The sequence below is a fragment of the Leptotrichia hongkongensis genome (assembly GCF_041538065.1).
GTDB classification, from domain to species: domain Bacteria; phylum Fusobacteriota; class Fusobacteriia; order Fusobacteriales; family Leptotrichiaceae; genus Leptotrichia; species Leptotrichia hongkongensis.
Genome location: NZ_JBGORW010000011.1, coordinates 26,963 through 39,458, shown reverse-complemented (window position 1 = coordinate 39,458; position 12,496 = coordinate 26,963). Strand labels below are relative to the sequence as shown.

The 12,496-nt window shown below is 25.9% G+C and carries 10 protein-coding genes; 2 read left to right on the top strand and 8 right to left on the bottom strand.

Annotated elements, in window-relative coordinates; all coding sequences use genetic code 11:
* The first annotated feature begins 43 nt into the window (after positions 1–43).
* On the top strand, positions 44–3,316 hold the full coding sequence (locus tag ACEG17_RS08745) for a DUF3427 domain-containing protein (RefSeq protein ID WP_372583408.1): 3,273 nt from the start codon (positions 44–46) through the stop codon (positions 3,314–3,316).
* 413 nt (positions 3,317–3,729) lie between these two features.
* Positions 3,730–4,839: a tyrosine-type recombinase/integrase gene (locus ACEG17_RS08740; RefSeq protein ID WP_372583407.1), complete on the top strand. Its 1,110-nt coding sequence runs from the start codon at positions 3,730–3,732 to the stop codon at positions 4,837–4,839.
* A gap of 396 nt (positions 4,840–5,235) precedes the next feature.
* Here ACEG17_RS08740 and ACEG17_RS08735 read toward each other — a convergent pair whose 3' ends face one another.
* The 8 genes from ACEG17_RS08735 to ACEG17_RS08700 form a co-directional block, all read right to left on the bottom strand.
* Entirely contained in the window at positions 5,236–5,601 is a 366-nt protein-coding gene (locus ACEG17_RS08735; RefSeq protein WP_314115226.1) for a PBECR3 domain-containing polyvalent protein, read from the bottom strand.
* A 2-nt stretch (positions 5,602–5,603) separates the two neighbouring features.
* On the bottom strand, positions 5,604–7,118 hold the full coding sequence (gene murJ / locus ACEG17_RS08730; protein ID WP_372583406.1) for a murein biosynthesis integral membrane protein MurJ: 1,515 nt from the start codon (positions 7,116–7,118) through the stop codon (positions 5,604–5,606).
* On the bottom strand, positions 7,118–7,852 hold the full coding sequence (locus tag ACEG17_RS08725; protein ID WP_372583405.1) for a segregation and condensation protein A: 735 nt from the start codon (positions 7,850–7,852) through the stop codon (positions 7,118–7,120). Before ACEG17_RS08725 ends, murJ begins: the two co-directional genes overlap by 1 nt.
* Positions 7,853–7,859: 7 nt before the next feature.
* Positions 7,860–8,861 (bottom strand): bifunctional riboflavin kinase/FAD synthetase, encoded by a 1,002-nt coding sequence (locus ACEG17_RS08720; protein ID WP_372583404.1) that lies wholly within the window; start codon positions 8,859–8,861, stop codon positions 7,860–7,862.
* A 191-nt stretch (positions 8,862–9,052) separates the two neighbouring features.
* Entirely contained in the window at positions 9,053–9,571 is a 519-nt protein-coding gene (locus tag ACEG17_RS08715; protein WP_372583403.1) for a bactofilin family protein, read from the bottom strand.
* 173 nt (positions 9,572–9,744) lie between these two features.
* Complete coding sequence (locus ACEG17_RS08710; protein ID WP_372583402.1) at positions 9,745–11,262, bottom strand: NAD(P)H-hydrate dehydratase; 1,518 nt, start codon at positions 11,260–11,262, stop codon at positions 9,745–9,747.
* Positions 11,263–11,297: 35 nt separating this feature from the next.
* On the bottom strand, positions 11,298–11,933 hold the full coding sequence (locus ACEG17_RS08705) for a M15 family metallopeptidase (protein WP_372583401.1): 636 nt from the start codon (positions 11,931–11,933) through the stop codon (positions 11,298–11,300).
* A 62-nt stretch (positions 11,934–11,995) separates the two neighbouring features.
* Positions 11,996–12,208, bottom strand: coding sequence for a hypothetical protein (locus ACEG17_RS08700; RefSeq protein ID WP_372583400.1), 213 nt, complete (start codon positions 12,206–12,208; stop codon positions 11,996–11,998).
* Positions 12,209–12,496 lie beyond the last annotated feature (288 nt).

Sequence of the window (12,496 nt, the reverse complement as noted above, 5' to 3'; positions counted from 1 at the left end):
TAAAGTCAAAAAATATAATTAAAGTAAAATAAATGGAGTGAAAATGAGTATTTTAGTAAAAAAATCTGAGCCAAATAATTTAATAAATACAGAAGAAAAAAATAATAATTTTTTAGAAATAACTGAATACAAGGAAAATTTAGAATTTGAAGTTCTGGAAACTTTTTCAGAAAAAATTTCTGATTTTATTGGAAAAAATGATTATCAAAAAGTTATTGAATTTACTGAAAAACAGTTGTATTTATTAAATCGGGCGTTTACAGATGAATCAGAAAAAATAAAAATTCAAAATACTGATTTTCACTTTGAATTACCGTTAAAACGAAAGAATAGCGATATAATCGGAAATATAAATGAACTAATTATAAACGAAAAAGTAAAGTTTCGTAATTTTTTTATTTATTTAAAACAGGAATTATTAAACTGTAAAAAATTCTATTTTATAGTAAGTTTTATAAAATACTCAGGTATACAGCTTTTAATAAGCACTTTGGACGAACTAGAAAAACAAGGCATTCAAGGAGAAATTATAACATCTGTTTATCTGAATATTACAGACTCGAAGGCATTACGAAAACTATTGTCGTATAAAAATATAAAAGTAAAGATTTATAATAATTCAAGCGAGAGTTTTCACACAAAAGCATATTTGTTTGAAAAAGAAAAATATCATAGTGTTATAATCGGATCCTCTAATATTAGCCAAAGTGCCTTGTATTCGGCAGAAGAATGGAATGTAAAACTGACAGATAGCAGTTTTTTTAATATTTATGAAAAATCACTAAATCAATTTGAGAAATTGTGGCACAGTAATGAAGCGATAGAATTAACAGAAGATTTTATTGATGAATATGAAAAATATAAAAAATCTATAAACACACAAAATACATTTGATTATAGAAAAACAAAAATAACACAAAGAGATGAATTTATTCCAAACAGCATGCAAAAAAAAGTTTTAGAAAAGTTGAAGGAAACAAGAGAAAACGGAAATAAAAAGGGTCTTGTGATTTCTGCAACAGGTACGGGAAAAACTTACCTTGCTGCAATGGATATAAAACAATTTTTTGAAATTAACTCTAACAATAAAAATTTTATATTTGAAACAAATGATGGAAAGTCCAAAAATTCAAATATAAAGTTTTTGTTTATCGCTCATCGTGAAGAATTGCTGGAAAATGCAATGAATGTCTTTTCGAGAATTCTCAAAATCGATAAAAATGAATTTGGAAGAATTTACGGTGGCTTAAAAGAAACTAATAAAAGAATGATTTTTGCTTCTATTCAATCATTAAGAAATTGTTACAATGAATTTAAATATAATTTTTTTGATTATATCATAGTTGACGAATTTCATCATTCAATGTCAGACAGTTATTTAAATACACTATCGTATTTTCAGAGTAAATTTTTACTAGGTTTGACAGCAACTCCGAAACGTATGGATGGCAAGGATATTCTTTCACTTTGTGACTATAATGTTGTGGATGAAATTGGAATAAAAGAGGCTTTGGAAGAGGATTTGATTGTGCCTTTTCATTATTTTGGCGTGAATGATTACATGATTAATTATGATAATATTCCTTACAAAAATGGGAAATATAATGAAAAGGTATTATTAGAAAATTTATTACTGAACACACGTACCGATTATATTGTTGAAAAAATCAATAAGTTTGGTTTTGATGGCGACAAATTAAGTGCTGTCGCATTTTGCCAAAATATAGAGCATGCTTTTTTCATGAAAGAAGAATTTACAAACAAAGGCTATAAATCGGCTGTAATCACAGCAAATACAAGCTCAAACGAAAGAGCAGAAATTTTAGAAAAATTTAAAAATAAAAAAATTGAAATTTTATGTGTAGTAGATATTTTAAATGAAGGAATTGACATCCCAACAATTAATTTACTGCTATTCTTACGTCCCACAATGTCCTCAACAATTTTTATACAGCAAATTGGAAGAGGATTAAGAAAAGCTGAAAATAAAGATTTTGTTACAATTATTGATTTTATTGGAAATCATAAGAAAGATTATTTGCTAATAAATTATTTTTCAAACGAAGTTGACAACAAGGATACTTTATTTACTAAAAAAGAAAAAATTATAAACGAAATAAAAAATCAATTTTCAAATATTCCAAAATCATGCTATGTAGAGCTGGATAGAGTTTGTCAAAATCGTATTATTGAAAAAATCGAAAAAATTAACTTTAGCTCTAAAAATATTTTAAAAGACTTGTATTTAGATTATAAAGAAGAAATTGGCAAATCTGAAAATGAAATTTTAAAAGTAAGTGATTTTGATACAAATATCGAATTATTTCAAGAATTATCCCTAAAATTAGGCTCATTTTATAATGCACAGTTACAATTTGAAAATCCTGAAATTCTAAAAATGAATAAAATATCTTTAAATTCAGAAGAAATTGAATTTTTGGCATATTTAGAAAAAAAATTGACACTTGTAGAGCCATTTACGTATTTAATTATAAATTATTTGATAAATAATGAGTTCATAACTTCAGAAATCATTATTAATGAGTACAAAAATTATTTTAATATTAAAGACAATTTTGAAAAAGAATACGTTGTAAATCGTATTTTTAAAGAATTAGTTGAAGATAAAATTTTAGAACAAAATTCAAAAAATAATAATTTATTTAAAATCTCTGAAAATTACAGAAAAGTATTTCAAAGTATAAATAAAATTGATAACAACAATGAAATAAACTTAAAACTTATAAATTTAGATAATTCTCAAAATTCAAATTATAATTTCAAGATTCGTCTAAAAGAATTACTATACCTAGGATTGTCAGAATTTAAGAGAAGTAATAATTTATCGATATTTAATGAGAATATTCTGATTCCATACAAAAAATATAAAAGAATAGAACTCCAAATTTTACTGGATTCCAAAGTACCAAAAGGAAGCTGGAGAGCAGGTTATGCAAATACAGACAAGGATATTTGTCTTTTTGCAACAATTGACAAAACTCATATTTTACAAGAAAACTTAAAATACGATAATTCTTTATTTGCTGACAACTTAATTCAATGGATAAGCCAACCTAAAACAGCCCATAACTCAAGTGTCGGGAAAATGTTCACAAACCATAGTGAATTAGGGTATAATGTCCACATATTTATAAGAAAATATGCGTTTATGAATAATAATAAAACAAATCCATTTATTTATCTAGGAAAAGCCAATTATTATAAAAGCTATGGAGATAAACCAATGAGGATTTTGTGGAAGTTAGATGAGAAAATACCACAAGAATTGATATATGAATTGTATAATTTAAGTTAAAAAGAAGATACGCATGATATATATATTATGATATATTAAATGAAATGATATAATGATTGGAAATATTAACACAATAATTAATATAAAGTATTTTATCGGACGTATTAATTAATTTAATTATTAAAAAAATAATGTTATATTTTAAATTAATTTATAGTCCGATAATGTATGTTATGTAATTTAAATGATAAATTATACACCCTTATTACCTTATTATATTCATTAGATTTATATTTCTTTTGCTTCTTCTAGTATTTTATACTCTTACTCTTCATGTTATATAAAATTTTTTTATTTTATATACTATATCTATACTATATCTAATATCTAAAAATACTAATAAAAAAACTTTATTTAATATAAAAATGTGATATAATTATATTGAAAATCATAAAAGTAAGGAGAACTTTAAAGTGCCGGTTTATTACAATGCGGATAAAAAGACTTGGTATGCGATGTTTTATGCCAAAGACTATAAAGGCGTAAATAAAAAGTACAAAAAGACTGGGTTTAAGAAGAAAAAAGAGGCTCAAGAATACGAATACGAATTTAAGAAAAAGATTGCCAAGTCTATGAATATGTCATTTCAATCATTATATGAACTTTATTTTGAAGATTATAGTAAAAGACACAAGTCTACTGCAGTCAATACTATAGGAACATATTTCCGTTTGCATATTTTACCATTTTTTGATAAAATTGAAATAAATAAGATTACTCCTTTTATGATTAGAGAATGGCAGAACGAGATGTTAGAAAAGGAACATAAAAATGCACAACTGTTTAGTGAAAATTCTAAGTCTAATATTTATGCAGCATTGAAAAGCATGTTTAACTGGGCTACGAAATATCAAGGACTAAATGAAAATCCTTGTAAAAATATGGGATCTTTTGGAAGCAAGAAAAATCGTTCGGAAATGAAAATTTGGTCTTTAAACGATTTTGAAAAGTTTATCGAAGTTTTAGAGTTAAAAAATAAAGAGAAAAATGGAGAATATTCTGATTCTATTATTATATTTAAAATTTTGTTTTGGACTGGACTTAGGATTGGTGAACTTTTGGCTCTTTCTAAAAATGATGTTAATTTAGAAGAAAAATTTATTGACGTGAATAAAACTTTTTCACGTATAAATAAAAAGGATTATATCACTACTCCGAAAACTTTAGGCTCTATAAGAAAAGTTTTATTGCCAGAAACTCTTATTTCGGATTTAGAATTATATTTTTCTGAAACTTCAAAAATAAATCAAAATAAAAAAAATATAAATAGTGCTAGAATTTTTAATTTAAAAAGTTCACAACTTAGATACATTTTGGAGAAATACAGTTTACAAGCAAATTTACCTAAAATACGCCTTCACGACTTTAGGCATTCTCATGCTTCATATTTATTATTTATCCAAGCTGACATCACTGCTATCAGCAAGCGACTAGGACATGATAATTTGCAAACTACTATAAATACATATTCTCATTTATATAAGGATGCGAACATTCAGTTAATGGAAAAATTGAACAAATAATTTCAAAAATTTATTTAAAAAACAGAACTTTTATAGAACTTTATGAATTTATAGAATACCATTTATTATATATTTTATAGTGCATTATAATAAAAATTCTATTTATGTTTTACATAAATAGAAAATCTAAAAAAGCTAAATAAGCGATTTTAAGCAATAAAAAATCATCGACAATAAAAAAGTATGGCTAACTTAATTTTAGGCTCTTATACGCTCTCTATTACGATGATTTTTTTCTTATATTGTATTCAATTTTTTGATTATACTAAATCTTGTTTAAATAACGAATTTATTACAAGCTTTTCTGTTAAAGAATATTGAATTATCTAATTACAAAACTTTATTTCTATTTAAAAAAAGGATTAATATTAATAATTTTTCCATAAGTTGATATTTTTATTTTTTGTATCTGTAATGTATATTTTTTTCTTTTAAAAAATTTATATCTTTTGCCATAAAGGCTGTTAACACAAATCTTAAATTTTTTACATTTTTATGTTGGGAAATTACTACAAAATAATTCAATTTCCCAATTTTTTTTTGATAAAAATGCTCTTTTCGAGATTTTGACTGTTTTGTTACAAAATCTGGATTTTCTAATACTTCTTTTATTATTTCCAGCGAGATTTCAGGATGTTTTGGAAAAATATGTTCTTCAAACTGATTTTTGCTCATTACTACTTTTTGATGTAGTTTAGCTTTAAATTCGTAAACTTCTATTCGTTTACCTGTCTTTGTATATCTAATTTTTTCCTGTATCATACTTATCCTCTATTTAAAACTCTTTTTAGCATTTTTTCAATTAAATCTTTTCTAAAAATTGAAATCAAGATAAACCATATTAGAAGATAAATTACAGCAAATGCTGTTAAATTAATTGCAATGCTAAATCTTCCTATTATGTTTAGTCTTATCATTTTTGAAATATAAAATGAGATTCCTGATGTAGCAAATGTAACTATAAGTATTACAAGATATTTAAATGTTCGTAATTTCACATATCGTCTTGCTAAAGATATATATAGTATAAGGAAATTTACCATTGCTGCAAATGATGTTGCAAACGTAAGTCCAACATGTCGGTATTGCTTGTATAGCAGCCAGTCTAAAAGAATATTAATTCCAATTCCTGTAAATGAAGAAATTACTGGCAAAGTTCTATCCTTGAATACATAATGGCTTCTTGTAAGAAGGTGTATTGTTGAGAAAAATAATAGTCCGATTGCGTAAAATTGCAATGTTTCAGAAGTTATTACTACGCTTTTTTCACTAAAATGCCCTCTTTTGTAAATTAATGTCACAATTTCCTGCGCATAACCAAATAATACAACTGAAGAAGGAACAATTAAGAATGCTAACATGTACAAACCTTGATGAACTACTTTTCTTACTGTTTTCATATTATTTTTTACTACAGCCTTTGATAATGTAGGAAATATCACTACTGCCAATGAAATAGCAAAAACTCCGATTGGCAATAAATATAGACGGCTTGCATAATTTAAGGCACTTGCTGTTCCTGCAGGCAACATTGTGGCAAAACGGTTGTCTATAATTTCGTTTATTTGGTATCCAAAAATTCCTATTAATGTTGGAATCATTAACTTAAACATTTCAATAACATATTCATCTTTTAAGTTAAATGTAAATTTATACGTTTTCATTATTTGAAAAAATTGTGGAAGCATCATAGCAAGCTGAAAAAATCCTGACAACAAATAAGCTATCCCTAATCCATAAATTCCCATTTTATTTTTTAAAAGAAGTGTTCCGATTATAATTGTTAAGTTAAAAACAATTCCCATTGATGCAGCCACCGCAAACTTTTTATAATTATTTAATAACGATGATACTACTCCAGAAAGTGCAATAAATAAAAAATAAAAAGCAACTATTTTTAAAAGCATATTAGCTGTTTCAAAACGTTCAGGATCTGCAAAACCTGTTGTTATTTTTAAAATTTGTCTTGAAAACAAAATCATTAATATTGACATTGTTGATGTAAATGCAACTATTAAATTTAATACTGAAAAGACAAATTCATCCGTTCTCTCTTTTCCTTGTTCTTCGATTCCACGATTATAAATTGGGATAAAGACTGTACCGAGAGATCCTTCCCCAAACAATGTTGTAAAAAAATTGGGGATTTTTGTGGCACTAAAATATGCATCTGTCATTCCTGTTGCACCAAACACGCTTCCGATAATCATTTCACGGACAAGGCCTAAAATACGGCTTAGCATATTTATAATCATTACTATAAAACTAGATTTAAACATTAATTAATTTCCTTTCTTGAATTTTGCATTGACTTAATAAAAAAGTTTTTTTCTTCGACAATTATGTCAATTTCTCCATTTTTAAACATATCTAGAATACAAAGAAACAAGGTTACTATTCTAGATTTTGAGAATTTATTCCTTAACAGCTGATTAAACTCCACTTTTTTATCATTTTTTATAATATCTGAAACCTCGTTATAAGCATCCTCTGCTGAATAACTGTCTTCTTCCAAATTTAAAATCATTCTATCTTGAGAATCATTTTTTTCTCTTAGCTTTGTATTGACCAAGTTTTTTAAACTTTTAAATAAATTATCTAAATTTAGGCTTGAGATATCATATTCTATTATTTCATCTCCCATACTTTCAGTACCTGTTCTTGTATAAGGAATATTATATTCATTTTCATGTTTTGAAAATAATTCTGAAATCTCTTTGAATAATTGATATTCTATTATTTTTTTCTCTAGATTTTCAATTTTTTCTAATTTTTTGTCCCTATTTAATACTGAATAAGCCTTAATTTCGATTAAATCAGTTGCCATTATCAAAAATTCAACTTTTATTTTTAGATTTAACTCTTTTTGAGCATGAATATATCCTAAATAATCATCTATTATTTGTGAAATATTTATTTCATTAATGTCCATTTTCTTTTTTTCGATTAAATGAATGAGTAAATCTAATGGACCTTCAAAATTATCAATCTTAATTTGTATTATATTTTCCATATTTTACCTATTTTTCTTTTTGATATTTTTTACGCCAATACGAGATTTTGTTTTTCCAATAATCTACATCATTTCCAATCTGTTCTTTTAATTCCTCTACAGAATCAAACTTTTTCTCACTTCTAATATTTTCCAAAACTTCAATTAGAATTATTTTCCCATATATGTCCTTTGAAAAATCAAAAATATTTGTTTCTACACTTAATACACCAATATCTACCGTTGGATTTCTACCAATATTCATTACTCCATTATAAATTTTTTCATCATCTTCAATATAAACTTTTACTCCATAAACTCCAAATTCTGGATAAATTTTGTTCTCAAATCGTAAATTTGCTGTAGGAAAGCCCAAAACACGTCCCAACTGTTTACCATAAACAACTTCTCCAAGAATAATAAAATTATGTCCAAGAAGTTCTCTAACTTTTTCAAAATTTCCTTCTTTAATATAATTCCTAACTCTTGTACTGCTTATTATTTCTTTGTTCTCATCTCGTACAGGTTCTTGAACATTAAGCTTTATATTTTTTTCTTTTAAAAGTTTTTCAAGCGTACTTACATCTCCAGATTTTTCTTTTCCAAAAGTAAAGTTAAACCCACAATAAACTTCTTTAGCATTTAAAGTATTCACAAGTACTTTTTCTACAAACTCTTTCGGTGTATAATTCCTAACTTTTTCAAATTGCTCCAGATAAAGATAATCAATTCCATTTTCATTCAATAAATATGCTTTTTCAGAGCAAGTTGTTATTTTAGTCTGTTTATTTTTCGGATATTCATTAAATGTATAGACAATTGTTTTTAAATTCTCTTCTTTAGCTTTATTTACAGATTTTTTTAAAATTATCTGATGCCCCTTGTGAACACCGTCAAAATTTCCCAAAATTACAATATTTTTATTTTGTTTTATTTCTTTAAGATTTTTACTATAATCAGGAATCTCTATATCATTATGATATTCGATAATATCCTTTATTTCCGCTGAATTCTCTACAATGAATTTCATCAAACTTCATTCCTTTTTTATTTAATTTATCTCTGCTTATTAGATTTTATCACAATTTTATTTTAATGTATAGTATAAATGGAAAAATTGTTTAACTTGAAAATTATATAACATAAAAAATACATAAAAATAGCCATAAACTCATATGTTAAATGAATTTATGACTAAATTTATATTTAAATTACAAATTTTTATAATTGAACATTTTCTTTATTTTCATTTACTTTTATTTCTGGCTCTTTAGATTTCTTTTCTTCTTTTTCTTTTTTTGCTTTAGTATCTTCTTCTTTTATAAGAGCTATTTTAATTTTTTTTCTTCCTTCGAATATTCCACCTTCTTGTATTACAAATACAGCTGAAGTTATTGTAGCATAAACCTTACCTGTACCTCCTATTTCAACTTTATCTGCTATGATTTCTCCAGAAACTTCTCCATCTACAACCACTGTTTCAGCAGTAATGTTTCCTTTTACTTGCCCTGTCTTTCCAACGTGAACAAGTTTATTTCCTTTAATATCTCCGTTTAAAACTCCTTCCATTTTAAATACAGAATTTGATTCGATAGTACCTGTTATAGTTGTCTCCATTGAAATTGTGCTGATACCATTTACGTTTTCGTCATTGTTTGCAGAAAATTGTCTGCTCAGTCTGTCTTCGTTTTCTCTTCTTTCTCTCGACTTTTTATCATTGTTACTAGAAAATAGTGCCATTTTTGATTCCTTTCTTAAAAAAGTATTAAATTTTTGTGTTATAAAATTATAAATAGATTCTTTATAATGTTATTGTACTACATTTTATCTAATTTTTCAAATATTTTTTTAATATTATTTTTCAAAACTTAAAATATAATAAATTTCGTTCTATAGCTAGATTTTCTATTTAATCAATTTTGAAAAATATTTAGAATACACTCTGAAATATTTTCAATAATATGTGAAGCATTAACAATATACTGTTTTTTTACCAATTCATCTGCAATTTTACCATGCAAATATGCTCCAATTCCAGCAGACTTCATTAAATCATATTTTTGTCCCACAAGCGAACAGATAATTCCTGTTAAGCAATCTCCCATTCCGCCATTTGCCATATGTGAATTTCCTGTACTATTTGCAAAAAGCTCTTCTCCATTTGTAATAATGGTATTTTTACCTTTTAATAGTAAAATTATCTCGTATTTTTTTGCAAAATTTTTTGTTATTTCAAATCGATTTTTATTAATTTCATCTGTAGAAAATCCTGTCAGTCGTGAAAATTCAACCAAATGTGGTGTCAAAATGCTTCTATTTCTTATTTTTTCAAAAAGTTTCCTGTTTTCTGACAGCAAATTTAAAGCGTCTGCATCTAATATCAGTTTTATTGTATTCCCTTTATTGTTTTTCTTAATACTGATCAATTTTTCGAAAATTAAAAATGCTTGCTCACTTTTTCCAATTCCTGGCCCAATTGCAATTACATCGCTGTTTAAGATTTCATTTTCTAATTTTTCGAGATTTTCATTTATATTATCAAAATTAATTGGAAAACTCATAGCTTCTGGCACAAATACATTTAATGAAAAGTTATTTTTATCAGTAATTACAGTAGTTAGTCCTGCTCCTGTTCTCACACACGATTTTGCAACTATATTTCCTGCACCATAAAATCCACTGCTTCCAGCAAAAATCAATACTTTTCCAAAATCTCCCTTATGGGAATCTTCATTTCTTTTTATACGAAAACTTTTTATCATGTCAGGTGTTAAATAATACTCTTTGAGTAAATGATTGATACTAGTTTCGTTCAATCCAATATTTTCAATAATGATTTTTCCTAAAAAATCTTTTATTTTTGAATTTAAAAATCCTTTTTTGTAAGTGACAAATGAAATTGTAATATCTGCTTTGACTGAAATTCCCATAATTTCACCAGTATCGCCATTAATTCCAGAGGGAATATCAATTGAATAAACTTTTTTATTATTGCTTGCTGTATTGATTTTTTGAATGATTTCCTGATAAATTCCTTTTATTTCTGAATTTAATCCTGTTCCAAAAATTCCTTCAATAACAACATTACATTCAAAAAACAATTTATCCAATTCTTCTATTTTATAAAATATCTCAATTCCCATATTCTTACAAATTTCATAATTTATCATACAATCATTACTCATATTTTCATTGCTAATACAAAAAATTTTAACATTTTTTCCCTTTGAAAATAACTGGCGTGCAATTGCATAACCATCTCCGCCATTATTGCCTTTACCACAAATAATAAGAAAATTATCTTCATTTTCATCAATATGTTTTACAAATGAAATTGCAGCATTTTCCATAAGCACGATACTTGGAATTTTCAAATTATTTATAGCAAAATTATCAATCTTTCTCGTAGTTTTATTTCCACCAAGCAACATTTTTCTCGCCTCTTTTTATTCTGTATTTATTTAAATTACATTTCTGCAAAGCCAAAATGCATATAATCTCGTGTTCTAAAGTTCGCTCCCCAGATCCAGCCTCTTTTTGTAAATGCTCTCACTACATCGCCATCAGGTTTTATAGAATATGGGTTGCTTCCTGGCTGCCAGCTTTTTCCGACAATAGCCTTTCCGTTGCTGTTTACCTGTGGATTTTCTTCAGGATTTAAGTCTATCGCCCGCCCTGTGCTGTGCAAACTTTTAAAACTTCCTCTCCACGAATAGCCAATTAAGTTTTTTATTGGAAATTTCTCTTTTCCTTTATGTATTTCATGAAAAATTTCCTTTACATCATTAGCAAGTACGTCCAAAATCTGAAATCTTTCTGTATCAGACACCTTTTTCCCGTCTTTTAATCTCCAGACAGGAACTTCCACCCAAACTAGTCTTGACTCAGCTTCTGCTCTTGTAGAAACATCTTTTATCCTATCTTTGACTTTTTGCTTTAATTCAAAATCTGGATCAGGATTCTCAACCTTTCGTTTAGATCTAAAAGAATATAGATTTTCATAAATATTATTTGCTGTGCTTATAGTTGTTGCGATACATATTAAAATAGCTAGAATAGCTAAATAGTTTGTTTTATTCCTTAATTTTTTCAAAATTATCATATATAACCTCCTTATAAATTAATATACGTGACACCTAAAATTTTTTTATTTTGAATATCATACTACTTAATAAAATTAATATAATCAACTAACTCATTACTACAAATTTCTTTCAAAGTAGCTGGGATTATTTTATTCTTTAATTTAAAATCTTTTGCTTTACTCAAATCTCCAATATCTTCAATCGAAGTCAAAAAAATCATATAATTCTGCACAATAAAAATAAATTTTATTATCATAAAATTCAGGTATTTTACAAAATTCAACTCCGTCACTTTGTCTTTCTGATGCCTATTTATCTCGGTAAATAAAATAAGTTTCTTTCATCTTACTTTTTTCCATAAGTATTTTAAAATTTATTGACAATATCTCGCTCTATATTTTTTATTAAATCTCAAAGTAGAATTAAATAATTCAACAGCTGCAACCTCTTTTATAAATAAATTTCAAGAATCTGTTACGAACATTCAGTTATTTCCAAAGAGTTATCCAAAAGTTACGAATAAATTTTTACCAGAGTACATTATTGATTATTAGAAAAAAGTTGATTAACAACTATATTT

Coding starts and splice junctions, on each gene's coding strand:
- ACEG17_RS08745 (WP_372583408.1), top strand. CDS start 44: ATGAGTATTTTAGTAAAAAAATCTGAGCCAAATAATTTAATAAATACA.
- ACEG17_RS08735 (WP_314115226.1), bottom strand. CDS start 5,601: ATGATACAGGAAAAAATTAGATATACAAAGACAGGTAAACGAATAGAA.
- murJ (WP_372583406.1), bottom strand. CDS start 7,118: ATGTTTAAATCTAGTTTTATAGTAATGATTATAAATATGCTAAGCCGT.
- ACEG17_RS08725 (WP_372583405.1), bottom strand. CDS start 7,852: ATGGAAAATATAATACAAATTAAGATTGATAATTTTGAAGGTCCATTA.
- ACEG17_RS08720 (WP_372583404.1), bottom strand. CDS start 8,861: ATGAAATTCATTGTAGAGAATTCAGCGGAAATAAAGGATATTATCGAA.
- ACEG17_RS08715 (WP_372583403.1), bottom strand. CDS start 9,571: ATGGCACTATTTTCTAGTAACAATGATAAAAAGTCGAGAGAAAGAAGA.
- ACEG17_RS08710 (WP_372583402.1), bottom strand. CDS start 11,262: ATGTTGCTTGGTGGAAATAAAACTACGAGAAAGATTGATAATTTTGCT.
- ACEG17_RS08705 (WP_372583401.1), bottom strand. CDS start 11,933: ATGATAATTTTGAAAAAATTAAGGAATAAAACAAACTATTTAGCTATT.